The organism is Cellulomonas sp. GbtcB1, from assembly GCF_019091725.1.
In the GTDB taxonomy this organism is placed as follows: Bacteria; Actinomycetota; Actinomycetes; order Actinomycetales; family Cellulomonadaceae; genus Cellulomonas.
In genome coordinates, this window is sequence record NZ_JAGXJG010000010.1 from 1 (window position 1) to 23901 (window position 23901).

Below are 23901 nucleotides of genomic sequence, written 5' to 3' on the forward strand. Positions count from 1 at the left end.
CGGCCCCCTCGATCATCGACACGTGGCCGTCCCAGTCGGGCAGCCCCTCGGCCTTGACCATGCCGTGCGCGACGTCGTCCCGGACGCCGGCTACGGCTGGCGCTCGGTCGCGGAGTACCTGGCCGAGGTGGACCGGCGCGGGAGCGCCACCAACGTGGCCTACCTGCTGGCGCTGGGCACCATCCGGATGGACGTCGTCGGCACGGAGGTCCGCCGGGCGACCGCGGCGGAGGTGGCCGCGATGCGCGCCCTCGTGGACCAGGGGATGCGCGAGGGCGCGTTCGGGATGTCGTCGGGGCTGACCTACGTGCCGGGGATGTTCGCCGACGCCGACGGGCTGGTCGCGCTCTGCGAGGTCGTCGCCGCGCACGGCGGGTACTACGCGCCTCACCTGCGCTCCTACGGCGCCGGGGCGCTCCCCGCGTACGCCGAGGTTGACGAGGTCGCGCGCCGCGCGAGCTCCGCGCTGCACCTCTCGCACGCCACGATGAACTTCCCGGAGAACCGGGGCCGGGCCGGCGAGCTGCTCGCGCTCGTCGACCGCGCGCTCGCCGACGGCGTCGACGTCACGCTCGACTCCTACCCCTACCTGCCGGGCGCCACCACGCTGTCCGCGCTCCTGCCCAGCCGGGTGGCCACCGGCGGGCCGGAGGCCACGGTCGAGCGGCTGCGGGACCCCGCGACCCGGGCGTGGGTCGCCCACGAGGTCGAGGTGGTCGGCAGCGACGGCTGCCACGGCGTGCCCGTCGACTGGTCGACGATCGAGGTCGCGGGCGTGCGGGACCCGGCGCTCGCGGACCGCGTCGGGCGGACCGTCGCCGGGATCGCGCGCGACGAGGCGCGGCCCGCGGCCGAGGTGTTCCTCGACCTGCTGGTGGCGGACCGGCTCGGGACGGGCATCCTGCAGCACGTCGGCGACGAGGCGAACGTCCGGGCGGTGATGCGGCACCCCCGGCACACCGGTGGCAGCGACGGCATCCTCGTCGGCGCGAAGCCGCACCCGCGCGGCGCCGGGACGTTCGCCCGCTACCTCGGGCACTACGTCCGCGAGGAGGGCGTGCTGACGCTCGCCGAGGCGGTGCGGCACCTGTCGGGGACGCCGGCGGAGCGGCTCGGGCTGCGGGACCGCGGGCGCGTCGCGCCCGGGTACGTGGCGGACCTGGTGGCGTTCGACCCGGCGACCGTCGCCGACCGCGCGACGTTCGCGGAGCCGCGGCGGACCGCGGCCGGGATCCCCTGGGTGCTGCTCGGCGGCGAGCCGGTGGTCGCGGACGGCGAGCGCACGGACGCGCGGCCGGGGCGCGCCCTGCGGCACGGACCGGCGGCGCCGCGGTCGCTCGGCTAGCGTGCCGGGCATGGCAGCAACGCGGCTCCTCGTCATCGGCGGCACCGGCGTCATCAGCTCGGCCGTCACCCGGCTCGCGGTCGAGCGGGGGTTCGACGTCACGGTCCTCAACCGCGGGTCGAGCGCGACCCGCCCGCTCCCGGACGGCGCCGAGGTCGTCCAGGCCGACGTGCGCGACCCGGCGTCCGTGCGCGCCGCGCTCGGGTCCCGTGAGTTCGACTCGGTCGTCGACTGGGTCGCCTTCACCCCGGAGCACGTGCAGACCGACGTCGACCTGTTCGCGGGGCGGACCGGCCAGTACGTGTTCATCTCGTCCGCGTCGGCCTACCAGACGCCCCCGGAGCGGCTGCCGGTCACCGAGTCGACGCCGCTGCGCAACCCGTTCTGGCAGTACTCCCGGGACAAGATCGCGTGCGAGGACCTGCTGGTGCGGGCGTACCGCGACTCGGGCTTCCCCGCGACGGTGGTCCGGCCGTCGCACACGTACGACCGGACGCTCGTGCCGCTCGACGGCGGCTGGACCGCGATGGAGCGGATGCGCCAGGGCCGGGAGGTCGTCGTGCACGGCGACGGCACCTCCCTGTGGACGCTGACGCACCACGAGGACTTCGCGCGCGGCATGGTCCCGCTGCTCGGGAGCCCGCGGACGCGCGGCGAGGCGTTCCACATCACCTCGGACGACGCGCTCACCTGGGACCAGATCGTGCGGGCGCTCGCGGCCGCCGCGGGCGTCGAGCCGCGGATCGTGCACGTGCCGTCCGACGCGATCGCCGCCGCCGACCCGGAGTGGGGCGCGGGGCTGCTGGGGGACAAGGCGCACTCGATGGTGTTCGACACGACCAAGCTCCGCCGGTTGGTGCCCGACTTCGCGACGACCATCCGGTTCGAGCAGGGCGCCCGGGAGATCGTCGACTGGCACGACGCAGACCCGGCACGCCGTTCCGTCGACACGCGCCTGGACGCGGTGATGGACGACCTGGTGGCCCGCTTCCGCGTGGGGTGAGGGGACGGGACGCGCGATCAGGTCGTGCGTGCCCGGGCCTCCTCGACCAGCGACCCCGCCGCGCGGAGCGCGGCCCGACGGTCCCGGTCGGTCAGGAGGCCGGTGCCGTAGTGGGCGGCCGGCTTGAGCGCGACCAGATCGCGCAGTCCCTTGCCGTGCCGGCTGTCGACCCGCGACAGCAGCTCGGCCGCCGCGGCGTGGTCCTGACCTGCATACCGCTCGCCCGTCGCGGCGACGCAGATCGCATCACCGGCGGCGATGCCTGCCAGGACGCACAGCCCGACGCAGACGTTGACCGCCGCGCCGTCCTCGGCCTCGATCAGCTCGGCCACCTCCAGGTACTTCTCCGCGATCCTCCGCCGCGCCGTCGCGTGCGGCGCGTCCTGCCGCCGGGTGGCGAGCCGCCGTGCGTTCACGACGGGCCGCTCCGTCCGGGCAGGAGCGCGTCGAACGCCGACCCGACGAGCACGAGGGCGTCGCGCGCGAGCTCCTCCACGAGCGGTTCCCCGGCGGCGGCCGCGGCGACGAGCTCGTCGGTGGACAGCACGAGGGGCTCGAGGGTGTTGCCGGTCCAGGTCAGCACGTCGTCCTCCAGGGCCCGCATCTGCGCGCGCCACGACTCAGCCTGCCGGTCCAGGCCGGGCGGTGTCACCACCAGAAGATCGAGGTCGGAGGCCTCGTCGCCTGCGCCGCGCGCGAAGGAGCCGAACAGCGACGCGTGCGCCGGCACGGGCGTCAGCGCCCCGACCGCCGCGCGGAGGCGGGACACGACCTCTCGGCGCGCGGCCACCGCGGACTCGACCGCCGGGGCGAGCACGTGGCTCCGGTTCAGGCGGTACATCGCTCCCGTGTTGGACGGCTCGGCGGTGATCAGGCCGGTCACGCTGAGGCGCTCCAGCACCAGCGACAGCCCGGCCCGGCTGCCCCGCCCTGCGAGGCGGGCCACCTGGCTGGCGGACAGCGCCGACTCCGTGCCGGCCAGCACCGCGAGGGCCGCGGAGTCGAGGCTGGGGATGAGCGACCGGAGCGGGTCGGAGAGGTCCATGCGCCGATCCTCGCGCTCGTCCAGCCCGGGTGCAACTATTCTGGCGCAGCGCCAGTATTCTGACGCGGTGGCCGCGATGGCCCCGCTGCAGGAGCCGGGCCATGCTGGACCCCGGCCCCGCCGCAGCCCGCCGCGGGGCGCCCGCCGCGAAGGAGCACCCGTGCAGCACCGCAGCATCGGCCCGTACACCGTCTCCGCGATCGGCCTCGGCGCCATGCCGATGTCGATGAACAACGACAAGGTCTACCCGGACCACGACGAGGCGATCGCGACCGTGCACGCCGCGCTCGACGCTGGCGTCACGCTGATCGACACCGCCGACATCTACGCGCCGACGTGGGACCAGATGGGCCACAACGAGCGCATCGTCGCCGAGGCCGTCCGCACCTGGGGCGGTGACACCGACGGCCTGCTGATCACCACCAAGGGCGGCATCACCCGCAGCGAGGGCGAGCAGTGGGGCCGCGACGGATCCCTCGCCTACCTGCGGTCGGCGGTCGAGAAGTCCCTGCGCGAGCTCGGCGTCGAGGCGATCGACCTGTACCAGTACCACCGCCCCGACCGGTGGCTCGTCTACGGCGAGATCATGGAGCACCTGGCGACGCTCAAGCAGGAGGGCAAGATCCGCGAGATCGGCATCTCCAACGCCAGCGTCGAGGAGATCGAGATCGCGCAGCAGGTGCTGGGCGACGGCGGCCTGGTGAGCGTGCAGAACGAGTTCTCGCCGCGGCACCCCGGCAGCTACGACGAGCTGCGGTACTGCGAGGAGCACGGGATCGCGTTCCTGCCGTGGAGCCCGCTGGGCGGCACGGGCGGCGGCGGCCGCGGCGTCGGCGACCGGTTCTCCGTGTTCCAGGAGATCGGCGAGGCGCACGGGGTCAGCCCGCAGCAGGTCGTCCTCGCGTGGGAGCTCGCGCTGAGCGACGTGCTGGTCGCGATCCCGGGTGCCCGGCGCCCGGCGTCGATCACCGACTCCGCGCGGGCGGCCGACCTGGCGCTCACCGCCGAGGAGGTCGAGCGCTGCTCGCGCGCGGTGGGGCTCGACGTCGGCTGACGCCGCTCCCCGACGCCGCGCCGCCCCCGGTCACCGCCGCCGCGTGACCGGGGGCGTCGTCGTCCCCCGGGAGGTTCGGGCCGGGGCGGGACTCCCGCGCACGCGATCCGTCAGGAACCGGCCGCGGCCCGTATGGAACCCGTGAGGATGGCCGCCGCCGCGCCGCGGCGGGAGTCGGATGGGACACGGCCCGGGGAACCGACCCGGGTCCGCCGGCGCGGCGCCCACCCCGGGGCCCGCCGGCGCGGTTCGACGTCTGGAGTCCCCCCGTGCTGGACCTGGTGTTCGTGGTGGCCGCGGTCGCCCTGTTCGCGCTCGTGAGCGCCGTCGCCGCGGGGGTCGAGAGGCTGTGATCGTCCTCGACCTCGTCGCGGCGGCGCTCGGCGTCGCGGCGGTCGTCTACCTGGTGTGGGCGCTCGTGAAGCCGGAGCGGTTCTGATGGCCGGCTGGCTGGCCGCGGGTCAGCTGCTGCTGGTGGCCGTCGTGATCGCGGCGCTGTACCGGCCCCTCGGCGACTACCTCGCCCACGTGTACACGTCGCCGCGCGACCTGCGGGTCGAGCGCGGCCTGTACCGGCTCGTGGGCGTCGACTCCCGGTCCGAGCAGTCCTGGCGCTCCTACGTGCGCAGCGTGCTCGCGTTCTCGCTGGTGGGCGTCCTGCTCGTCTACCTGCTGCAGCGGGCGCAGGCCGTGCTGCCGTGGGACCTGGGCCTGCCCGCGGTCCGTCCCGACCTGGCGTTCAACACGGCGGCGTCGTTCGTCGGCAACACCAACTGGCAGTCGTACTCGCCGGAGCAGACCCTCGGGTACTCGGTTCAGGTGCTCGGCCTGGCGGTGCAGAACTTCGTGTCGGCGGCCGTCGGCATGGCGGTCGCGGTCGCCCTGGTGCGCGGGTTCGCCCGCCGCCGCACGGGCACGATCGGCAACTTCTGGGTCGACCTCACCCGCGGCACGCTGCGGGTCCTGCTGCCGGTCTCGGTGGTCGGGGCCGTGGTGCTGATCGCCGGCGGCGTCATCCAGAACTGGGCCGCACCCACGGATGTCACCACCCTGGCCGGCGGCGTGCAGTCGATCCCCGGCGGACCGGTGGCCTCGCAGGAGGTCATCAAGCTCTTCGGCACCAACGGCGGCGGGTTCTTCAACGCGAACTCCGCGCACCCGTTCGAGAACCCGACGGGCTGGACCAGCCTGTTCGAGGTCGTGCTCATGCTCGCGATCCCGTTCGCGCTGCCCCGGACGTTCGGCCGCATGGTCGGCTCGCACAAGCAGGGCTACGCGATCCTCGCCGCGATGGGCGCGATCTTCCTGGCCAGCACCGTGCTGCTGACGGTCGTGGAGAGCCACGGCGCCGGGGCGGCCCCGCAGCTGGCGGGTGCCGCGATGGAGGGCAAGGAGCAGCGGTTCGGCATCGCGGCGACCACGCTGTTCGGCGGCGTCAGCACGCTGACGTCGACCGGCGCGGTCAACGGCATGCACGACTCGTTCACCGCGCTCGGCGGGCTGTTCCCGATGATCAACATGATGCTCGGCGAGATCGCCCCCGGCGGCGTCGGGTCCGGGCTCTACGGGATGCTCGTGCTCGCGGTCATCGCGGTCTTCGTCGGCGGCCTGATGGTCGGCCGCACGCCGGAGTACCTCGGCAAGAAGATCGGCCCGCGCGAGATCAAGCTCGCCTCGCTGTACATCCTGGTGACCCCGACGCTCGTCCTCACCGGCACCGCGCTGTCCTTCGCGATCCCGGGCGTGCGGGCGTCGGTCGAGTCCACCTCCATCTGGAACCCGGGGGTGCACGGCTTCTCCGAGGTGCTGTACGCCTTCACGTCGGCGGCGAACAACAACGGCTCGGCGTTCGCCGGCCTGACCGCGAACACCCCGTGGTTCAACACCGCGCTCGGCGTCGCGATCCTGCTCGGCCGGTTCGTCCCGATCGTGCTGGTGCTGGCGCTCGCGGGCTCGCTCGCCGCGCAGGACAAGGTCCCCGCCACCGCCGGCACCCTGCCCACCTCCCGGCCGCAGTTCGTCGGCCTCCTCACGGGCGTCGCGGTGATCGTGACCGCCCTCACCTACTTCCCCGTTCTCGCGCTGGGTCCCCTGGCGGAAGGTCTGTGACGTCGATGAGCACTGCCCTGCAGCACGACGCTGCCCCGACGACGGGCCCGGCCGACCCGGCCGCGCCCGCCCCGCGCCGCCCCCGCGGGCTGAGCCCCGCCCAGGCCCGTGAGGCGCTGCCGGACACGTTCCGCAAGCTCGACCCGCGCCTGATGTGGCACAACCCGGTGATGTTCGTCGTCGAGGTCGGCGCTGCGCTCACCACGGTCCTGGCCGTCGTCGAGCCGTTCACCGGCGGCCCCGAGCAGTCGGGCGGGACCGGCACCCCGGCCACGTTCACCGCCGGCATCGCCGTGTGGCTCTGGCTCACGGTGCTGTTCGCGAACTTCGCGGAGGCCGTCGCCGAGGGTCGCGGCAAGGCCCAGGCGGACAGCCTCCGGCAGACCCGGTCGAGCACCACGGCCGCGGTGGTCGACGGGTACGACCCCGTGCGCGACCCGGGTGCCGCGCGCGCCCGCACCCGGCCGGTCGCCTCGCCGGACCTGGTGCTCGGCGACGTCGTCGTGGTCACCGCGGGCGAGCTGATCCCGGGCGACGGCGACATCGTCTGGGGCATCGCCTCGGTCGACGAGTCCGCCATCACCGGCGAGTCCGCGCCCGTGGTCCGGGAGTCCGGCGGCGACCGGTCCGCCGTCACCGGCGGCACCCGCGTGCTGTCCGACCGCATCGTCGTGCGGATCACCTCGAAGCCGGGGGAGACGTTCGTCGACCGGATGATCGCCCTGGTCGAGGGCGCGGCCCGGCAGAAGACGCCGAACGAGATCGCGCTGAACATCCTGCTGGCGTCGCTGTCGATCGTGTTCGTGGTGGTCGCGCTGACTCTGAACCCGATCGCCGGGTACTCCGGGGCGTCGGTGAGCGTGCCGGTGCTGGTCGCGCTGCTGGTGTGCCTGATCCCGACGACGATCGGGGCCCTGCTGTCCGCGATCGGCATCGCCGGCATGGACCGGCTGGTGCAGCGGAACGTGCTGGCGATGTCCGGCCGCGCCGTCGAGGCGGCGGGCGACGTCACGACCCTGCTGCTCGACAAGACCGGCACCATCACCTACGGCAACCGGCGGGCCGTGGCCTTCCTGCCGCTGGCCGGGGTGGACGCGCACGACCTGGTGCGGTCCGCCGCGCAGGCCTCCGCCGCCGACCCGACCCCGGAGGGGAAGTCGATCGTCGACCTCGCCGCCGGGCAGGGCGTGGCGGGCGACGCCGCGACGATCGCCGCGGGCACGGAGGTCGTGCCGTTCACCGCGCAGACCCGGATGAGCGGCGTCGACCTGCCGGACGTCACCCGGATCCGCAAGGGCGCCGGCTCGGCCGTCGTCGTGTGGCTCGAGGAGGAGGGGACGCTGCCGGCTCCCGTGCGCCGGGAGCTGGACGGCCTGGTCGAGGGCATCTCGTCCGACGGCGGCACCCCGCTCGTCGTCGCCGCGAAGGACTGGTCCGGCCGCGGCCGGGTCCTCGGCGTCGTGCACCTCAAGGACGTCGTCAAGGACGGCCTGGCCGAGCGGTTCGCCGAGCTGCGCGCGATGGGCATCCGCACGGTGATGATCACCGGCGACAACCCGCTGACCGCGAAGGCGATCGCCGCCGAGGCCGGGGTGGACGACTTCCTCGCGGAGGCCACCCCGGAGGACAAGCTCGCGCTGATCAAGCGGGAGCAGGAGGGCGGCAACCTGGTCGCGATGACCGGGGACGGCACCAACGACGCCCCCGCGCTCGCGCAGGCCGACGTCGGCGTGGCGATGAACACCGGCACCTCGGCCGCCAAGGAGGCCGGGAACATGGTCGACCTCGACTCGGACCCGACCAAGCTGATCGACGTCGTCCGGATCGGCAAGCAGCTGCTCATCACCCGCGGCGCGCTGACGACCTTCTCCATCGCGAACGACGTCGCGAAGTACTTCGCGATCATCCCCGCGCTGTTCGCCGGGGTGTTCCCGGGCCTGGCAGCGCTCAACATCATGCAGCTGTCGTCGCCCGCGTCCGCGATCCTCTCCGCGATCGTGTTCAACGCGCTGGTCATCGTCGCGCTGATCCCGTTGTCCCTGCGCGGGGTGCTGTACCGCGCCGCGGCCGCGTCGTCGATCCTCGGCCGCAACCTGCTGGTCTACGGCCTCGGCGGCGTCGTCGCGCCCTTCCTCGGCATCAAGCTGATCGACCTAGTCGTCAGCCTGCTGCCCGGCTTCTGACCCCCTCGGACTGAAGGAGAGAGCCGTGAGCTCCCCTCGCACCACCTGGTCGCACCTCGTCGTCTCCCTGCGGGCGATGCTGGTCCTCACCGTGATCCTCGGGGTCGCGTACCCGCTGCTCGTCACGGGGCTCGGCCGGCTGATGCCGGCGCGGGCCGACGGGTCCCTCGTGACCGGGGCGGACGGCGCCGTCGTCGGGTCGTCGCTGATCGGCCAGTCGTTCACCGACGCCGACGGCGCGCCGCTGCCGCGGTACTTCCAGTCCCGGCCGTCCGCGGCCGGCGACGGGTACGACGGGGCCGCGTCGTCGGGGTCGAACCTGGGGCCGGAGAACCCGGACCTGGTCGCCGCGATCGAAGCACGCCGCGAGGCCGTCGCGGCCCTCGAAGGGGTCGACGTGGCGGCGGTGCCGGCGGACGCCGTGACCGCGTCGGGCTCGGGGCTCGACCCGCAGATCAGCCCGGCTTACGCGGAGCTGCAGGTGCCCCGCGTGGCGCGGGAGCGGGGGCTGCCGGAGCGGCAGGTCCGCGCGCTGGTGGCCGCCGCGACGACGGGCCGCGCGCTCGGCGTGCTGGGCGAGCCGGCGGTGGACGTCCTCGAGCTGAACCTGGCGCTGGACCGCGCGGGGTCCTGAGCGCGGCGCGTCGACTTCGGTGCCTGTCGCCGAGCTCGGTGCCGGGGAGCACCGAGCTCGGCGACAGGGCTACCGCGCGCCGACCACCTCCGGCACCCGGCGCCGTGCCCGGGTCGCGCCCAGCGCCATCGCCCCGAGCACCACCGCGATGCCCGCGACCTGGCGCCAGGTCAGCACCTCCGCCGCGAGCACCGTCCCGAGCAGCACGCCCGTCACCGGGTTGAGCAGCCCCACGAGCCCGACCGTCGACGGCCCGAGGTGCCGCAGCGCGGCGAACCACGCCACGTTCGCCACGGCGGTCGCGATCAGCGAGACGTACGCGAACCCGAGCAGCGCCGTGCCGTCGAGCGCCGGCGGCGCCCCCTCGACCGCGACCGCCACCGGCAGCAGCACCAGCGCCCCCGCGACGAGCTGCCAGGCGGTCAGCGGCAGCACCTCGACCTCGCCCTGCCAGCGGTTGGCCAGCACGTACCCGATCGACGACATCAGCATGGCGGCGACCGAGGCGAGGATCCCGCGCGGGTCGAGGCCGGCGCCGTCCCCGCCGCCGAGCAGCATGACCGCCACGCCGACGATCCCCAGCACGCCGCCGACCACGGCCCGCAGCCGCGGGCGCTGGCCGAGCAGCACCCACGCCGCCAGCATCATCGCGACCGGCCCGACGGCCATCACGGTCGACGCGATGCTGCTCGGCAGCGCCTGCGCCGCCACGTAGACCAGCGCGAAGAACGCCCCGACGGTGAGGGTCCCGAGCACGAACGACCGCCACCACCACGACCCGCGCGGCAGCCGGCGGGCCAGCACGAGCAGCACGATCCCCGCCGGGAGCGCACGGAGGACGCCGCCCCACAGCGGGCTGTCGGCGGGCAGCGCGTGCCGCGTGACGTAGTAGGTGCTGCCCCAGAGGACCGGCGCGATCGCGGCGATGGGCAGCCAGCGGCGGTTGTCTTCCACGGAAGCGACTATACCTTCCGTGGAAGATATGATCGGGCCATGGCACCGGACCATGTCGACCGCATCCAGCAGGAGTGGGCCCGCGAGCGACCGGATGTCGACGTGCGCCCGCAGGGCGTCATCGGCCGGCTGCACCGGCTCGCGCTCGCCCTCACCGGCGAGATCACCGAGGTCTACCGGGAGCACGGGCTCGGCGAGGGCGAGTTCGACGTGCTCGCCGCGCTGCGCCGGGCGGGGGAGCCGTACGAGCGCGCGCCGGGCGACCTCGCGGCGCACACGATGGTGACCACCGGGGCGATGACGAAGCGGGTCGACCGGCTGGAGCGCGCCGGCCTGGTCACCCGCCGGCCCAGCGCCGTCGACGGCCGCGGGCGGGTCGTCGCGCTCACGCCGCGCGGCCGGGAGGCGATCGACGCGGCGTTCACCGCGCACATGGCGAACGAGCGGCGGCTGCTCGACCTGCTCGGCCCCGAGGAGGACGCGGCGGAGCTCGAGCGGCTGCTCCGCCGGTGGCTCGCGGCGCTGGACCGCGGGGTGTGACCTCGGCCACCGCGCCTTGATCTCGACCATGGTTGAGGTCCTAGCGTCGAGGCGGGCCCGGCCGCCGGGGCGCGGGCCCGGACGGAGGCCTCGTGACGTACGTGATCGCCCAGCCCTGCGTGGACGTCAAGGACAAGGCGTGCATCGAGGAGTGCCCGGTCGACTGCATCTACGAGGGCAAGCGCAGCCTGTACATCCACCCCGACGAGTGCGTGGACTGCGGCGCCTGCGAGCCGGTCTGCCCCGTCGAGGCCATCTACTACGAGGACGACCTCCCCGAGCAGTGGAGCGAGTACTACAAGGCGAACGTCGAGTTCTTCGACACCCTCGGCTCGCCCGGCGGCGCCGCGCGGACCGGGGCGCAGACCTTCGACCACCCGGTGATCGCCACGCTGCCGCTCCAGGTGCACGGCGACTGAGGCCGATCGCCGCGTCGCACCGAGGGGGTCCCGTGGAGCCGGAGGACACGCTGTCGGTCGGCGAGGTGAGCCGCCGCACCGGCGTGCCCGTCTCCGCCCTGCACTTCTACGAGCGCCGCGGCCTGATCGTGTCGACCCGGACGGCAGGCAACCAGCGCCGGTACGCCCGGCACATGCTCCGCCGGATCTCGCTGATCGTCGTGGCGAAGCGGCTCGGCGTCCCGCTGGCCGAGCTCAGCGAGGTGTTCGCCGCGGTGCCGATCGACCGCGCCCCGACCACCGGCGAGTGGCGACGGCTGTCCCGGGAGTGGAAGGAGCGGCTGGAGGAGCGCCGGCGCACCATCGAGCGGCTGGAGCGGGACCTCGCCGGCTGCATCGGCTGCGGCTGCCTGTCGCTCAAGGCGTGCGCGCTGCTCAACCCGGACGACGTGCTGGGGGAGCGCGGGGCCGGGCCGGTGCGGTTCGACGCGGAGGTGGCGCGGGGGCCCGCGCCGGACCTCGCCGCGGACCCCGGGGCCGGCCCGGGCGAGATCCGACCCGGCCAGGACTCCACATCCGGGGGCCGGGCCGCGTTCTAGGGGGGCACGCACGTCGCACCCACCTGGAGGTCCCCGTGACCAGCACCACCCGCCCCACCCGCTCGCGGTCCATCCGCCTGCTGACCATCGGCGCCGCCGCGTCCGGCCTGTGCCTCGCCGGCGCCGGTCTGGCCGCCGCCACGGGCGCGTTCACCGTCGAGCCCCGGCCCGAGCTCGTCGCGGAGTTCGACGCCGCGAACGAGGGCACCGACTTCAGCGAGATGCCCGCGGACTACACCGAGCAGCAGTACCGCGCGTTCTGGACGTCGGGCTACACGGCCGAGGACCTGGTCGCGCTGGAGGAGCTGTGGTCCGTCGACGAGACGGAGGCGAAGGCCCGCGCCGGCCAGGCGGTGCTGGACGGCGCCGCCCTGCCGTTCGCCCCCGGCACCCACGCCACCGCGGAGCTGTCGCCGGAGGTGCTGGCCGCGATCGACGCGTTCTTCGCCGCCGGGTACACCGGCGAGGACGTCGCGGAGCTCGCCGACCTGTGGAGCACGGACACGGTCGAGACCAAGGCGCGGGCCGGTCAGCTCCTGATCGATGGGCAGACTGTCCCGGTGGCCCCGTCCGGCACCCCGGCCGGCGCCTGACGTGACCCCGGCACCGCGGACGGCCCAGGAGACGACCATCGCCACGCTGACCCTGCGCACCGGGTTCGAGGTCGAGCTGCTCGCGCCCGCCGGCTCGGACCGGCAGGTGCTCGCCGACGACCTCGCCGCCCGGTGCGGCGGGCGGGTGCGGCGGTCGTCCCACACGGACTCCGAGCCGTCCGCGGTGCCGGGCGTCGGGCTGTTCCGGCACCTGTCGCCGGCGTTCGACGTCGTCGGGCCGGACGGCGCCCCGGTCGCCCGGCTGGTCGACGACATCACGATCGAGGCCGACCTCGCCGCGGCCCCGCGCACGCCGCCGGGGCACCGCGGCTGGTACCGGGTGCTCTGCGACGACGCCCGGCTGCTGCGGCTGGTCGAGCGGCAGGTCGATCCCGCGGCGGCGCTGCCGGACGTGCTCGCGCCGGTCGCGGCGCTGTTCGGCACCGTGGTCGAGCTGGTCGGCGGCGCGGCGCGCGTCAACGACGCCACCGGCGCCACCGTGGCGGTCGCGATGCCGCTGCCCGGGGGCCGCGAGCGGCCCTGCGAGGTGATCACGCCTCCGCTGGCCCGGGACCACGGCGCCGCGCTCGACGCGCTGCTCGCCCCGGCCCGGGCGCTCGGGTTCACCGTGCCGGTCGAGGCCGCGGTGCACCTGCACGTCGACGGGTCGCCGTTCCGACGGCCGGCCGCGTTCGCGAACCTGGTCCGGCTGTTCGGGCGGTGGCGCGAGCCGCTCTGGGCGGCGCTCGGGACCAACCCCGCGTGCCGGCGGCTCGCGCCGCTGCCCGCCGAGCTGGTGGCGCTCGTGGAGCGCGACGCGCCCGCGACCTGGGCCGACCTCGCGGCGGCGGCCCGTGGGACCGGGGTCACCAAGTACGCCGACGTGAACCTCACCCAGCTCGTCGCCGCCCGCCCGGCCCGGGACACCGTCGAGGTGCGGATCCTGCCGGGGTCGGCCGACGCGGCGGAGATCGTCGGCCGGGCGGCCCTGGTCGAGCGGCTGCTGCTGCGCTGCCTCGACGACCGCCCGGTGCCCCCGCCCGGGGCCGACGCCGCGCGGGACCCGGCCGGGGCGCTCGCGGCGCTCGCGGGGATCGGGGCATGACGACCTACCTGCCCGTGCCGGGCCCGGAGAGCGCGCCGACGCCGCGGGTCGTGCCGCTGCCCGTCCGCGAGGGCCCCCGCGCGGCGGAGGGAGGCGCCGGCGGCCTCGACGACCTCGTCCGCACGCACCTGGCCGGCCTGCTCCGGTACGCGACGGTCCTGGTCGGCGACGAGCACACCGCGGCCGACCTCGTGCAGGAGGTGCTGCTGCGCGCGCACGTGCGGTGGCACCGCATCGCGCTCATGGAGCGGCCCGACCTGTACCTGCGCCGCATGGTCACGAACGAGCACCTGTCCTGGCGCCGCCGGTGGCACGTCCGCACGATCCGGCCCGCCGCCGACGAGGTGCTCGCCGCCCACGCCGGGAGCGCCGGGGACCACGCGCACGGCCTGGCCGAGGAGGACGCCATGTGGCGCCGCCTCGCCGACCTGCCGCCCCGGCAGCGCACCGTCCTCGTGCTCCGCTACTACGAGGGCCTCGCCGACGCCGACATCGCGAGCGTCCTCGGCACCTCCGCCGCCACCGTCCGCTCCCACGCCTCGCGCGCGCTCGTCACCCTGCGGCGCGCCGACCCCACCTCCCCGGAGCCGTCATGACCGAGCACCGCCCCGCCGCACCGTGCGGCACGCCCGACGACGTCGAGGCGCGCATCGCCGCCGCCCTCCGCTCTCGCGAGCCCGCGCCCGCCGCCACCTCCGCCGCCGCCGACCGGATCGCCGCGGCCGTCGCGGCCGGCGCGGACGCGCACCCGCGCGGTGTCGTCCGCGCGCTGCCGATCTCCCGCGCGGGCCGGATCGCGGCGGCGGGCGTCGTCACGACCACCCTGGCGGTCGTCGGCGCGGGGGCCGCGGCGGCGGCGAACCCGTACTCCGGCTTCGCGGTCGCGGTGGAGGACGCCGCGCGGGCGGTGGGCGTCGACTGGAGCGCCATGCCCGCCGGCTACACCCGCGAGCAGTACCAGGCGTTCTGGGACGCCGGGTACACGTCGGACGACGTCGCGGCGCTCGAGGACCTGTGGCAGACCGACGCGACGACCGCCAAGGCGCGCGCCGGGCAGCTGCTGCTCGACGGCGGCACCGCCCCGATCGCGCCGGGCGCGGCGGAGCCCGCCACCGGCTCCACGGCCGGCGACCCGGCCGAGGCGTTCTGGGACTCCGGGTACGGTCTCGGCGACGCGGAGCGGCTCGCCGAGCTGTGGCAGGTCGACATCAGCACCGCGAAGGCCCGCGCGGGCGACCTGCTGCGGGACGGGCAGCCGCTGCCGATCGGCCCGGGCGAGGGCTGACCCGACGGCGCATCAGGCGGAGAACGCGTCCCGCAGGTAGCCCGCGTAGCCGCCCGGGGTACGGCCGACCGTGCGGCCGGACGTCACGACGTCCACCTCGTCGGACGCCCGCACCACGACCTCGGGGTCGGCCCGCAGCCGCGCCACGAGGTCCACGTCCTCGTGCTCGACGACCGAGGCGAAGCCGCCCGCGCGGAGGTAGGCGGCGGCGCGGATCCCGAGGTTCGCGCCGTGCACGTGCCCGTTCGGCCGGCCGGGGACCCGGGTGGCGCGCCACGCGGCGAGCTGCCGCGGGGTGAGGTCGCGCGGGTCGGGGCGGACGGTGCCGACCACCACGTCGGCGCCGGCGTCCGCGAGCGCGCGGTGCCCGCGCAGCCAGTGCGGGGGCACGACCGTGTCGGCGTCGGTGCAGGCGATCCACACCGAGCGCGGGTCGTCGTCCCGCAGCGCGAGGCCGGCGGCGACCCCGGCCGCCCGCGCCGCGCCGACCGCTCCGGCCCGCACGGTCAGCGTGCGCACGCCCGCCGCCGCGGCCGCCGCGGCGGACCCGTCGCGGCAGTCGTCGAGCACGACCACGACGTCCACCGGTGCTCCCGCGGCGTCGGCGGCCGCCGCGACGGACGCCAGGCACGCGGCCAGCAGCTCCTCCTCGTCGTGGACGGGCACGACGACCAGCAGCCGCTCGACGGGCGGGCGCGCGGCTGCCGGTCGCCGGGTCACGGCAGCAGGCCCTCGCGCTCCGCCACGGAGGCGGGGTCGGCGGACCACACGTCGAGTGCCACGTCCGCGTCCCGGTACGACGCCACGCGGGCCAGCCCCAGCGCGCGGTCGAGCGTCGCCTGGACGTCGTCGCCGGTCTGGGCGTGCTCGGCGACGGGGTGCCGCCAGTGGCAGCCGAGCACGGTGGCGCCGGGTGCGAGCTCGGGGCGCAGCCGCTCCACCAGGTCGAGCAGCTCGGGCCGGGTGAGGTAGTACGCGACCTCGGACAGCACGACGAGGTCGTAGGGTCCCGCCGGTACCCCGGACCGGGCGTCGTGCCGGCGCACCGTCACGTGCGGCTGGTCGGCGACCCGCTCCCGGGCGGCCTCCACGGCGGCCGGCACCACGTCGGTCGCCAGCAGCCGGTCGCTCCGCCGGGCCAGCTCGGCCGTGAGCGTGCCGACCGAGCAGCCGACCTCCAGCACCGAGCCGTACCGCCGGGCCGGCAGCGCCGCGAGCGTGAGCGCCCGCTTGCGCTCCTCGTACCACCGCGTCCCGAGCCCCCACGGGTCGTCGCGCCGCTCGTACTTCCCGGCGAAGTACTCCGTCGGGACGCCGGCGGGCAGGTCGTCGGCGACCACGAACGGCTCGACGTCCCGGTCGAAGTTCCGCAGGAACTCCGGGTGCAGCGGCGCGGCGTCCTCGGGTGCGGGCGACCAGGGCTGCGTCTGGGTGACGTGCTGCGCGAGCGCGCGGCGCTTCGCGGTGAGGTCCCGGTCGTCGAGGGGCAGCGCGCGCAGGTGGTCCCACGGCACGTCGGCGTGGTCCGGCGTCGCCCAGTGCCACAGCCACACGGGGTACTCGAGCAACCGCGCGCCCGTCTCGGCCGCGAGCTCGGCGCAGACCTCCCCGACGACGCGGTGGTCCCGGTGGCCGTCGCCGCGCCACGGCGCGACCAGGACGGCGAGCGGCTCGTCGCCGACCGCCGCGCGCAGCGCCGTCGCGACCGCCTCGCGGTGCTCGCGCGTCCCGCCGTCGGGGAAGCCGAGCGTGGTGACGGTCGACCCCGGGGACAGCACGGCGACGCCCGCCGCCAGCTCGCGCGCCCGCATCGGGACCAGGTCCTCCGGGGCCAGGGTGACGGAGCCGGCGTGCGAGCCCGCCCCGTCGGTGACGACGACGACGTCCGCCGGCCGCCCGGCCTCCGCGAGCCGGTGCAGCAGGCCGCCGGCGCCGAGGGTCTCGTCGTCGGGGTGCGCCGCCACGACGACCGTGCGGCCCGCGGGCAGCGCCAGCCCGGGCAGGGCGGCGAACCGCGCGGAGGCCTCCCAGATGCCGGCCGGGGTGCCGCCCGCCCGGCCGTCGAAGATCACCACGGCGCCGGTCCCGCCGCGAGCAGGCCGCCGAGCGACGCGTCGTCGCGCTCCGCGTGCTGCTGCCGGACGTAGACCTCCAGGTCGGCGACGCGCTTGGCGTGCTCGGGCTCCTGGGTCAGCGGCCCGGGGCCGAGCGCGTGGCCGGCGAGCCGCAGCACGTCCTCGCAGGTGCGGGCCACGGTCGCGCGGACGCGCTTCGCGAGCACCCGGCCCGCGGCGCGGGCCTCCTCCGGCTCCGGGTCGAGCCCGCCGCGGGTGGCCGCGCCCGACGCGTCGACGCGGGCGGCGGCGTCCGCGAGGACCACGCGCGCGGCGGCCAGGCGCTCGTCGACGGCGCCGAGGTGCATGGCGAGCAGCCGGTCGTCGGGGCGGGCCGCGGCGTGCGCGTGCAGGCGCCGGGCGACGCCGACCGCCCCGCCGAACCAGCACGCCGCGACGCCGATCGCGCCCCACCAGAACCCCGGTCGGTCCAGGTACCAGGCGCCCTCGGCGACCAGCGTCGCGCGCGCCCGGTCGAACCGCACCGGGGTGCTCGGGATCTCCGCGAGGCCGCGCGACGGCCACGGGGCGTCGACGGGCTGGACCTCCGCGGCCCGCAGGTCGACGGCGAACAGGCCGCGGCGGGCGTCGTCGTCAGCCACGCGGGCGGTGACGAGCGCGGCGTCCAGGTCGCTCGCCAGCGAGCACCAGGGCTTGGTGCCCTCGAGGAGCCAGCCGTCGTCCACGGCGGTGGCCGTGAGCGCCGGGCCGGGGTCCTCGGCCGCGTACACGCCCCAGGTGGTCGCGGCGGCGTCGAGGGGGCTGCCGGTCCCGGTCTGGTCGAGGATCGCGCGGGCGTCGAGGTGCGGCTCCACGGCCCGCGCGACGGCGAGGTCGTGGGCGGCGAGCGTGGCGAGGAGCTCCCAGAGCGCGGCGGTCGACCCGGCGCCGGGGCGCAGGTGGTCCGGCCAGGCAGCGGCCGTCCGGAGCGCGTCGGCGACGGTCGCCGGGAGCGGGGCGAGGAGCAGGTCCGGCGGCGGGCCGGCGTCCTGGAGGCGGACGGGGCGGGTGCCGTCGGGCATGGGTCTCCTCGCGGCTCGGGGATCGGCGGATCCGCCGGGGGGCGGTTCCGGCCGCGATCATCGCTCGCGCCGGACGGCGCCGCCAGCGGGGGGAACCGCTGACCAGCCGATCCGCCCGACCGGGCGGTGCCGCTCGGGCGTGCCGGTGCGGCGCGGGGCACCGGCCCCGACCTGGACGTGGTCCGCCGGACGGACCACGCCGCTCCGCCGCAGGACGGATGTGGGCCGCGCGGGTCGCTGGTTAGCGTGGCGGGACGACCCGTCGACCACCTCGGAGGATCCGTCATGCCGTCCACCCCGCCCGTCTCCCGCGTGCTGAACGCCGCGGTCGGCGGACTGGCCGCGACCGCCTACTACGCCGCGCCGGACCTGATCCGGTCCCGCGCCGGCCGCGGCTGGGCCAAGGCCGCCCTGACCGCCGTCGTCGTCGCCACGTCCGTGCCGGACATGCGCCGCGGGCTCGCCGAGGTGCGCGCCCAGCGCGAGGCCGACGCGCAGGACCCCGAGGCCGAGCAGGTCGACTGGGCGGCGATGTGGGGCTCGATGTCGCCGGGCGGCCGCGCGTCGGCGGTGGGCGCGGGCGCCGCGGTGCTCGCCGGGTCCGTGGCGTCGGTCGTCGCGATCGAGCGCGCCGTGTTCCGCCGGGGCGAGCGCCGCCGCGCCGCCGGCGTGCGGTTCGCGCACACCCGACCGGCGCTGGTGTGGGGCGTGCTCACCACGGTGGTCGCCCTGCTCCCGGACCAGCCGTCCGCGCCCCCGCGCCCGCTCCCGCGCGCCTGACGCCGGTCGCCGCGTGGGCGCGGCCTACGGTTTCCGGCCGCGCCCACGCCGATCGCGGGCGGTTGGGCGGGAAACCGTAGGCCGGGGTGCCGGCGCGCTCAGCGGCCGACCATCGCCATGCCCGCGTCGTCGTAGCGGTTGCCCGAGACGCCCACCGTCGTCGCGAGGGCGTCGAGCTCGGCCCGCTCGTCGGCCGACAGGGCCACCGTCGTGGCGTCCGCGTTCTCCTGCACCCGGGAGAGCCGCCGGGTGCCCGGGATCGGCACGACCCACGGGTGCTGCGCGAGCAGCCACGCGAGCGCGACCTGCCCCGGCGTGGCCCCGCGGGCCTCGGCCAGAGCGCGCACCCGCGCCACCAGGGCCTCGTTCGCGTCCCGGTTCTCGGCGGTGAACCGGGGGACCCGGTGCCGGATGTCGCCCTCCGCGAACGTCGTCGAGGAGTCGACGGTGCCGGTGAGGAACCCCTTGCCGAGCGGGCTGAACGGCACGAACCCGATGCCCAGCTCCGCGCACGTCGGCAGCACCTCGGGCTCGGGGTCGCGCGTCCACAGCGAGTACTCCGACTGCACCGCGGTCACGGGGTGCACGGCGTGCGCGCGGCGGATCGTGGCCGCGCCCGCCTCGGACAGCCCGAGGTGCCTCACCTTGCCCTCGGCCACCAGCTCGCCCACCGTCCCGGCGACGTCCTCGACCGGCACGTCCGGGTCGACCCGGTGCTGGTAGAAGAGGTCGATCGCCTCGACCCGGAGCCGGCGGAGCGACGCCTCGGCGACCGCGCGGATCTGCTCGGGGCGCGAGTTCAGCCCGACCATCCGGCCGTCAGCGATGTCCCAGCCGAACTTGGTGGCGATTACCACCCGGTCGCGCATCGGCGCGAGCGCCTCGCCGACCAGCTCCTCGTTGACGTACGGGCCGTAGACCTCGGCGGTGTCGACGAACGTGACGCCGAGGTCCACGGCCCCGCGGAGCACCGCGATCATGTCGTCGCGGTCGCCGGGGTTGGGGCCGTAGGACATGGAGATGCCCATGGCGCCGAGGCCGACGGCCGAGACCTCGAGCCCCTGTCCGAGCGTGCGGGTGTGCATGGCGGTGCCCTCCGTGGGGTCGACGGGGTGCACCCGGCCGGACGGGACGGGTGCGTGCGGGTGCGGCCGCGGTCGGTCAGCCGACGGCGGTCGTGGGGGTCGCGGGCGACGGCTCCGTCGCCGCGGCGGGGTCGGCGTTCGCGGACCAGCTCGCGAGCAGCTGGAGAGCGTCGGCCGACGCCGTCCCGGGAGCGGCGGTGTACACGAGCATCGTCAGACCGGGTGCCTGCGCGATCGGCAGCGTGTCGTACATGAGGTCCAGCCGCCCGGCGACCGGGTGCTGGATGTGCTTGAGCCCGCCGCGGTGCAGGTGCACGTCGTGCCGGGCCCAGCGCTCGCGGAACTCCTCGCTGCGGGTGGACAGCTCGCCGACCAGGTCGTGCACCGCCTTGTCGTGCGGGTCGCGACCGGCGACGCCGCGCAGGATGCCGACCGTGTCCTTCGCGGCCTTCTCCCAGTCGACCCAGTAGTCGTGGGCGGCGGGGTCCAGGAAGGCGAACCGCGCGTGGTTGGCGGGGCGGCCCTCGACGTGCGACGGCCCGGTGAACAGCGGTGCGTAGAGCGCCCGGCCGAGCGCGTTGGTCGCGAGGATGTCGAGCCGGTCGTTCCGCACCACGGCGGGCGCGCCGGTCATCGCGTCGAGCATCACCTGGACGCTCGGCGGCACGGGCGGCGTGGGCCGGCGGCGGGCGCGCGTGGTGCGGGGGCCGGCGGCGCGGGCGAGGTCGTGCAGGTGCAGGGTCTCCGCCTCGTCGAGCTGCAGCGCCCGGGCGATCGCGCCCAGCACCGACTCGGAGACGCCCGACAGGTTCCCCCGCTCCAGGCGCACGTAGTAGTCGGAGGACACCCCGGCGAGCAACGCGACCTCCTCGCGGCGCAGCCCGGCGACGCGGCGGTTCGACCCGTAGGCGGTGAGCCCGGCCTGGGCGGGCGTGATCCGCGCCCGGCGGGACGCCAGGAAGTCACGCACCTCGTCGCGGTTGTCCATGCCTCGACGGTACGTCCGGCGCGGCGCGGCTGGCAGGTCCTGCCAGTACCCGTCACGGCGGGGCCTCCCGGGTGCGACGGCCCGGGTGTCTGCTGGGACGGTGCGCCGCGGTCCGCGCGGCGCCGAGCGCGCCGAGGAGACCCGCGTGGAGATCCGCACCCAGGAGCCGACGACCGCCGGCCCGTCCGCCCTGTTCACCGGCGACGTCTGGTTCGACGTCCTCGCCGCCCCGCCCGCCCCGTCGCGGCTGCGGGTCAACGTCGTCCGGTTCGCCCCCGGCGCCCGCACGCACTGGCACAGCCACGCCGCGGGGCAGTCGCTGCGCGTGACCCAGGGCGTCGCCCGCGTCGGGACCCGCGACGGGCGCGTCGTCGAGGCGCTGCCGGGCCAGACCGTCTGGTGCCCGCCGGGCGAGGAGCACTGGCACGGCGCCGGCCCCGACGCCTTCATGGAGCACCTGGCGATGTGGGAGACGACCGACGCCCGGGACGGTTCGGAGACGACGTGGGCCGAGCCGGTCGACGACGCGCAGTACGCCGCGGGTGGGGCGCGATGAGCGCCTGGATCGCCGACGAGCTCGACCGGATCGGCCGGGCGGAGGAGCTGCGGCTCGCCTCCTCCCGGCCGGACGGCACGCTCCGGCCGGCCGTGACCATCTGGGTGGTCCGGGTCGGCGACGACCTCGTGGTCCGCTCGGCGTACGGCCCGGGAAACGGCTGGTTCCGCCGCGCGCAGGCGTCCGGGCGCGGCCGCGTCGAAGCCGGTGGCGTGACCCGGAACGTGCGGTTCGTGGCTGCCGACCCGGCCGGGCACGACGCCGTCGACGCGGCGTACCACGCGAAGTACGACCGGTTCGGGCCGCGGATCGTCGGGTCCGTCGTGGGTCCCCAGGTCGTGGACGTGACGCTGCGGCTGGTGCCGGAGGGCGCCTGACACGGCGCGGGGCGCCGGTGCGGCGGTGCGCTCAGGGCCGGGGCTCGACCACGCGCACCATGCCCGTCATGTCGCCGACCTCGAACCCCGCCGCCCGGTAGAGCGCGCTGCCCTCGGCCGTCGCGAACAGCGTCACGAACGCCGGCGCCGGCGCGCGCCGGGCGATCAGGTCCAGCACCCGTGCGAGCAGCGCCCGCCCGATGCCCTGCCCCTGCCGGCCGGGCAGCACGACGACGTCCTGGACCATGAAGTACTTCACGCCGTCGCCGACGACCCGCGCCATGCCGACGGTCTCGCCGTCGGCGGCCACGGCCACGACGCCCAGGGTCGAGCCGGCGAGCGACGCGGGCTGGGACGGCCAGTCGAACGCGTGGGCCCAGCCGACGGCCTCGGCCAGGCGGCGGTGCTCGTGCGGGGTGGGGAGGCGGTCCTCGAGCATCACGTCGGCGGGCATGGCGCCCATGCTCCCGCGGGACGGTCGCACCCGGGTGCGCCGCGCGTGGCGCCGTGCGCTTCCGGGTAGGTGCTCGCCGGGGAGGCCCGTCCGCCCGGGCCGCCGCGTGCCTAGGCTGGCCGGGTGACCGCGCTGCACGAGATGACCGCCCTGGCCCTCCGTGACCTGCTGAGGTCCGGCGAGCTCGACCCCGCCGACCTCGCCGAGCACTACCTGGCCCGCATCGCGGACCGCGACCCCGGGCTCGGCGCCTTCGCGACGGTCACGCCGGACCTCGCCCGGGAGCGCGCCGCCGCCCTGCGCCGTGACGCCCGCCCCGGACCGGACGCCCCGCTCTGGGGACTGCCCACGGCCGACAAGGACCTCACCGACCGGGCGGGCGTGCCGACGGGCTTCGGCTCGCGGGCGTTCGCGGGGCCGTTCCGGTACGTGCCCGAGGTGAGCAGCGACATCACCCGGGTGCTCGACGACGCCGGCATCGTGTCGCTCGGCAAGACCGCGGCGCCCGAGCTCGGGTTCCCCTCGTACACCGAGACCCTCGTCGGGCCGCCCGCGCGGAACCCCTGGGACCCCTCGCGCGGGTCGGGCGGGTCGAGCGGCGGAGCGGCCGTCGCGGTGGCCGCCGGGCTGCTCCCGGTCGCGCCGGGGTCCGACGGCGGCGGGTCGGTCCGCATCCCCGCCGCCGCCTGCGGGCTCGTCGGGCTGAAGACCACCCGCGGGCTGCTGCCGGCCGGCGGTGGCGTGGAGTCGCTGGGCGGGCTGGTGGTGCACGGGCCGATCGCCCGGACCACCGCGGACGCCGCGCTGCTGCTCGAGGGCATGCTGCCGCGGCGCGGGGACGGCACCGTCGACCACCCGCGGACGCTCCGCACGGCCGCCGGCCCGCGGGGCTCCTACCTCGACGCCGCGCGGCGGGGGCGGACCCCGGACGGGCGGGCGGCCTTCCGGATCGGCGTCAGCACGTTCAGCGCGTGGGAGGGGGCGTACGACATCGTGCTCGGTCCCGAGGCGCGGGCCGCCCTCGACGCCGGGTCGACCGCGCTCGACGGCCTCGGCCAAGCCGTCGTGGACACCGGCGCCTGGGAGCCCGACCCCGCGTACGCGCCGGCGTTCCGGACCCTGTGGATGGCCGGCGCCGCCGCCGTGCCGATCGACGACCCCGAGCGGCTGGCGCTGCTGGAGCCGCTGACGCAGTGGCTGATCGAGCGCGGCCGGGCGGTCCCCGCGCGGCAGCTGGTCGAGGCCGTCGGGGCGCTCGCGGCCTTCGAGCGGACGATGGTCGCCCGGGTCGAGCAGTACGACGCCGTGCTGCTGCCCGCGATGGCGCTCGCCCCACGGCCGCTCGGCTGGTACGACGCGGAGGACCCGGAGCGGAACTTCGCCCAGCAGTGCGAGTACACGCCGTACACGTCGATGCTCAACGTGTGCGGCCTGCCCGCGATCACCGTGCCGACGCACTGGACCGAGCCCGACGCCGGCGCCCCCGCGGGGCTGCCGATGGGCGTGCAGCTCGTCGGGCGTCCCGGCGGCGAGCACGTGCTGCTGGCGCTCGCGGCGCAGCTGGAGGAGCGGCTGCGGTGGCCGGAGCGGCGGCCGCCCGTCTGGTGACGCGGCGCGGCCCGGTGACCCCGGCGCGGTCCGACCGTTGCGGTCCCGCGCACCGGCGCCGCCCGGTGCG

General features: G+C 76.4%; 27 protein-coding genes. 18 read left to right on the top strand and 9 right to left on the bottom strand.

Going from position 1 to position 23901, the window contains the following annotated elements; all coding sequences use genetic code 11:
- The first annotated feature begins 64 nt into the window (after window positions 1–64).
- Window positions 65–1345 (top strand): amidohydrolase family protein, encoded by a 1281-nt coding sequence (locus KVT14_RS05425; protein WP_308160901.1) that lies wholly within the window; start codon window positions 65–67, stop codon window positions 1343–1345.
- Window positions 1346–1355: 10 nt separating this feature from the next.
- The gene (locus KVT14_RS05430; RefSeq protein WP_217614742.1) at window positions 1356–2348 is read left to right on the top strand and encodes an SDR family oxidoreductase; all 993 of its coding nucleotides are present in this window, start codon (window positions 1356–1358) and stop codon (window positions 2346–2348) included.
- 17 nt (window positions 2349–2365) lie between these two features.
- On the opposite strand, the gene KVT14_RS05435 is transcribed toward KVT14_RS05430, so the two are convergent.
- Both KVT14_RS05435 and KVT14_RS05440 read right to left on the bottom strand, forming a co-directional pair.
- On the bottom strand, window positions 2366–2764 hold the full coding sequence (locus KVT14_RS05435; RefSeq protein WP_217614743.1) for a hypothetical protein: 399 nt from the start codon (window positions 2762–2764) through the stop codon (window positions 2366–2368).
- A complete protein-coding gene (locus KVT14_RS05440; protein ID WP_217614744.1) occupies window positions 2761–3393 on the bottom strand; it encodes a nucleotidyltransferase domain-containing protein in 633 nt (210 codons plus the stop codon). The genes KVT14_RS05435 and KVT14_RS05440 overlap by 4 nt, the downstream gene beginning before the upstream one ends.
- A gap of 160 nt (window positions 3394–3553) precedes the next feature.
- On the opposite strand from KVT14_RS05440, the gene KVT14_RS05445 reads away from it, so the two are divergent.
- The 5 genes from KVT14_RS05445 to kdpC all read left to right on the top strand — a co-directional run bounded on the left by KVT14_RS05445 (window position 3554) and on the right by kdpC (window position 9373).
- Window positions 3554–4447, top strand: a complete 894-nt coding sequence (locus KVT14_RS05445; RefSeq protein ID WP_217614745.1) for an aldo/keto reductase — start codon at window positions 3554–3556, stop codon at window positions 4445–4447.
- 349 nt (window positions 4448–4796) lie between these two features.
- Entirely contained in the window at window positions 4797–4886 is a 90-nt protein-coding gene (locus tag KVT14_RS23395) for a potassium-transporting ATPase subunit F (protein ID WP_147795050.1), read from the top strand.
- Window positions 4886–6556, top strand: coding sequence for a potassium-transporting ATPase subunit KdpA (kdpA, locus tag KVT14_RS05455; RefSeq protein ID WP_217614747.1), 1671 nt, complete (start codon window positions 4886–4888; stop codon window positions 6554–6556). The genes KVT14_RS23395 and kdpA overlap by 1 nt, the downstream gene beginning before the upstream one ends.
- Window positions 6557–6561: 5 nt before the next feature.
- A complete protein-coding gene (kdpB, locus tag KVT14_RS05460; RefSeq protein ID WP_217614748.1) occupies window positions 6562–8739 on the top strand; it encodes a potassium-transporting ATPase subunit KdpB in 2178 nt (725 codons plus the stop codon).
- Window positions 8740–8764: 25 nt separating this feature from the next.
- Window positions 8765–9373, top strand: a complete 609-nt coding sequence (kdpC, locus tag KVT14_RS05465) for a K(+)-transporting ATPase subunit C (protein WP_217614749.1) — start codon at window positions 8765–8767, stop codon at window positions 9371–9373.
- Window positions 9374–9442: 69 nt separating this feature from the next.
- Here kdpC and KVT14_RS05470 read toward each other — a convergent pair whose 3' ends face one another.
- Complete coding sequence (locus KVT14_RS05470; RefSeq protein WP_308160902.1) at window positions 9443–10327, bottom strand: EamA family transporter; 885 nt, start codon at window positions 10325–10327, stop codon at window positions 9443–9445.
- Window positions 10328–10366: 39 nt separating this feature from the next.
- Here KVT14_RS05470 and KVT14_RS05475 point away from each other — a divergent pair, with 39 nt between their 5' ends.
- From KVT14_RS05475 to KVT14_RS05505, 7 genes are all read left to right on the top strand, one after another.
- Window positions 10367–10867, top strand: coding sequence for a MarR family winged helix-turn-helix transcriptional regulator (locus tag KVT14_RS05475; protein WP_217614751.1), 501 nt, complete (start codon window positions 10367–10369; stop codon window positions 10865–10867).
- A gap of 92 nt (window positions 10868–10959) precedes the next feature.
- Window positions 10960–11286, top strand: a complete 327-nt coding sequence (gene fdxA / locus KVT14_RS05480; RefSeq protein ID WP_217614752.1) for a ferredoxin — start codon at window positions 10960–10962, stop codon at window positions 11284–11286.
- A 5-nt stretch (window positions 11287–11291) separates the two neighbouring features.
- A complete protein-coding gene (gene soxR / locus KVT14_RS05485; RefSeq protein WP_308160916.1) occupies window positions 11292–11864 on the top strand; it encodes a redox-sensitive transcriptional activator SoxR in 573 nt (190 codons plus the stop codon).
- A 35-nt stretch (window positions 11865–11899) separates the two neighbouring features.
- A complete protein-coding gene (locus tag KVT14_RS05490) occupies window positions 11900–12457 on the top strand; it encodes a hypothetical protein (protein WP_217614754.1) in 558 nt (185 codons plus the stop codon).
- A gap of 1 nt (window position 12458) precedes the next feature.
- A complete protein-coding gene (locus tag KVT14_RS05495; RefSeq protein WP_217614755.1) occupies window positions 12459–13562 on the top strand; it encodes an amidoligase family protein in 1104 nt (367 codons plus the stop codon).
- Window positions 13559–14158, top strand: coding sequence for an RNA polymerase sigma factor (locus tag KVT14_RS05500; RefSeq protein ID WP_217614756.1), 600 nt, complete (start codon window positions 13559–13561; stop codon window positions 14156–14158). Before KVT14_RS05495 ends, KVT14_RS05500 begins: the two co-directional genes overlap by 4 nt.
- Entirely contained in the window at window positions 14155–14847 is a 693-nt protein-coding gene (locus KVT14_RS05505) for a hypothetical protein (RefSeq protein WP_217614757.1), read from the top strand. The genes KVT14_RS05500 and KVT14_RS05505 overlap by 4 nt, the downstream gene beginning before the upstream one ends.
- Before the next feature lie 12 nt (window positions 14848–14859).
- On the opposite strand, the gene KVT14_RS05510 is transcribed toward KVT14_RS05505, so the two are convergent.
- Genes KVT14_RS05510 through KVT14_RS05520 form a run of 3 tightly spaced genes read right to left on the bottom strand, consistent with a single transcriptional unit; the run spans window position 14860 to window position 17983 of the window.
- Window positions 14860–15567 (bottom strand): glycosyltransferase, encoded by a 708-nt coding sequence (locus KVT14_RS05510; protein WP_308160903.1) that lies wholly within the window; start codon window positions 15565–15567, stop codon window positions 14860–14862.
- Window positions 15564–16922: a bifunctional PIG-L family deacetylase/class I SAM-dependent methyltransferase gene (locus tag KVT14_RS05515; RefSeq protein ID WP_217614758.1), complete on the bottom strand. Its 1359-nt coding sequence runs from the start codon at window positions 16920–16922 to the stop codon at window positions 15564–15566. Before KVT14_RS05515 ends, KVT14_RS05510 begins: the two co-directional genes overlap by 4 nt.
- The gene (locus KVT14_RS05520; protein WP_217614759.1) at window positions 16916–17983 is read right to left on the bottom strand and encodes an acyl-CoA dehydrogenase; all 1068 of its coding nucleotides are present in this window, start codon (window positions 17981–17983) and stop codon (window positions 16916–16918) included. Before KVT14_RS05520 ends, KVT14_RS05515 begins: the two co-directional genes overlap by 7 nt.
- 285 nt (window positions 17984–18268) lie before the next feature.
- On the opposite strand from KVT14_RS05520, the gene KVT14_RS05525 reads away from it, so the two are divergent.
- Window positions 18269–18763, top strand: a complete 495-nt coding sequence (locus tag KVT14_RS05525; protein WP_217614760.1) for a hypothetical protein — start codon at window positions 18269–18271, stop codon at window positions 18761–18763.
- A gap of 98 nt (window positions 18764–18861) precedes the next feature.
- On the opposite strand, the gene KVT14_RS05530 is transcribed toward KVT14_RS05525, so the two are convergent.
- Window positions 18862–19848: an aldo/keto reductase gene (locus KVT14_RS05530; RefSeq protein ID WP_217614761.1), complete on the bottom strand. Its 987-nt coding sequence runs from the start codon at window positions 19846–19848 to the stop codon at window positions 18862–18864.
- 76 nt (window positions 19849–19924) lie between these two features.
- Window positions 19925–20836, bottom strand: a complete 912-nt coding sequence (locus KVT14_RS05535; RefSeq protein ID WP_217614762.1) for a helix-turn-helix transcriptional regulator — start codon at window positions 20834–20836, stop codon at window positions 19925–19927.
- Between the two features lie 145 nt (window positions 20837–20981).
- On the opposite strand from KVT14_RS05535, the gene KVT14_RS05540 reads away from it, so the two are divergent.
- Together KVT14_RS05540 and KVT14_RS05545 are read left to right on the top strand one after the other, a co-directional pair.
- Window positions 20982–21392 carry a cupin domain-containing protein gene (locus KVT14_RS05540; protein ID WP_308160904.1) on the top strand — a complete coding sequence of 137 codons (411 nt, stop codon included), beginning with the start codon at window positions 20982–20984 and terminating at the stop codon, window positions 21390–21392.
- A complete protein-coding gene (locus KVT14_RS05545) occupies window positions 21389–21769 on the top strand; it encodes a DUF2255 family protein (RefSeq protein WP_217614764.1) in 381 nt (126 codons plus the stop codon). The genes KVT14_RS05540 and KVT14_RS05545 overlap by 4 nt, the downstream gene beginning before the upstream one ends.
- A 31-nt stretch (window positions 21770–21800) precedes the next feature.
- Here KVT14_RS05545 and KVT14_RS05550 read toward each other — a convergent pair whose 3' ends face one another.
- Window positions 21801–22223, bottom strand: coding sequence for a GNAT family N-acetyltransferase (locus KVT14_RS05550; protein ID WP_217614765.1), 423 nt, complete (start codon window positions 22221–22223; stop codon window positions 21801–21803).
- 123 nt (window positions 22224–22346) lie between these two features.
- On the opposite strand from KVT14_RS05550, the gene KVT14_RS05555 reads away from it, so the two are divergent.
- Window positions 22347–23831 (top strand): amidase, encoded by a 1485-nt coding sequence (locus KVT14_RS05555; RefSeq protein ID WP_217614766.1) that lies wholly within the window; start codon window positions 22347–22349, stop codon window positions 23829–23831.
- Window positions 23832–23901: the final 70 nt, after the last annotated feature.

What these genes read in the sequence shown, in the direction of transcription:
- KVT14_RS05430 (WP_217614742.1), top strand. Translation starts at nt 1,356, where the DNA reads ATGGCAGCAACGCGGCTCCTCGTCATCGGCGGCACCGGCGTCATCAGC.
- KVT14_RS05440 (WP_217614744.1), bottom strand. Translation starts at nt 3,393, where the DNA reads ATGGACCTCTCCGACCCGCTCCGGTCGCTCATCCCCAGCCTCGACTCC.
- kdpA (WP_217614747.1), top strand. Translation starts at nt 4,886, where the DNA reads ATGGCCGGCTGGCTGGCCGCGGGTCAGCTGCTGCTGGTGGCCGTCGTG.
- kdpB (WP_217614748.1), top strand. Translation starts at nt 6,562, where the DNA reads ATGAGCACTGCCCTGCAGCACGACGCTGCCCCGACGACGGGCCCGGCC.
- KVT14_RS05475 (WP_217614751.1), top strand. Translation starts at nt 10,367, where the DNA reads ATGGCACCGGACCATGTCGACCGCATCCAGCAGGAGTGGGCCCGCGAG.
- KVT14_RS05500 (WP_217614756.1), top strand. Translation starts at nt 13,559, where the DNA reads ATGACGACCTACCTGCCCGTGCCGGGCCCGGAGAGCGCGCCGACGCCG.
- KVT14_RS05505 (WP_217614757.1), top strand. Translation starts at nt 14,155, where the DNA reads ATGACCGAGCACCGCCCCGCCGCACCGTGCGGCACGCCCGACGACGTC.
- KVT14_RS05520 (WP_217614759.1), bottom strand. Translation starts at nt 17,983, where the DNA reads ATGCCCGACGGCACCCGCCCCGTCCGCCTCCAGGACGCCGGCCCGCCG.
- KVT14_RS05525 (WP_217614760.1), top strand. Translation starts at nt 18,269, where the DNA reads ATGCCGTCCACCCCGCCCGTCTCCCGCGTGCTGAACGCCGCGGTCGGC.
- KVT14_RS05530 (WP_217614761.1), bottom strand. Translation starts at nt 19,848, where the DNA reads ATGCACACCCGCACGCTCGGACAGGGGCTCGAGGTCTCGGCCGTCGGC.
- KVT14_RS05535 (WP_217614762.1), bottom strand. Translation starts at nt 20,836, where the DNA reads ATGGACAACCGCGACGAGGTGCGTGACTTCCTGGCGTCCCGCCGGGCG.
- KVT14_RS05545 (WP_217614764.1), top strand. Translation starts at nt 21,389, where the DNA reads ATGAGCGCCTGGATCGCCGACGAGCTCGACCGGATCGGCCGGGCGGAG.
- KVT14_RS05550 (WP_217614765.1), bottom strand. Translation starts at nt 22,223, where the DNA reads ATGCCCGCCGACGTGATGCTCGAGGACCGCCTCCCCACCCCGCACGAG.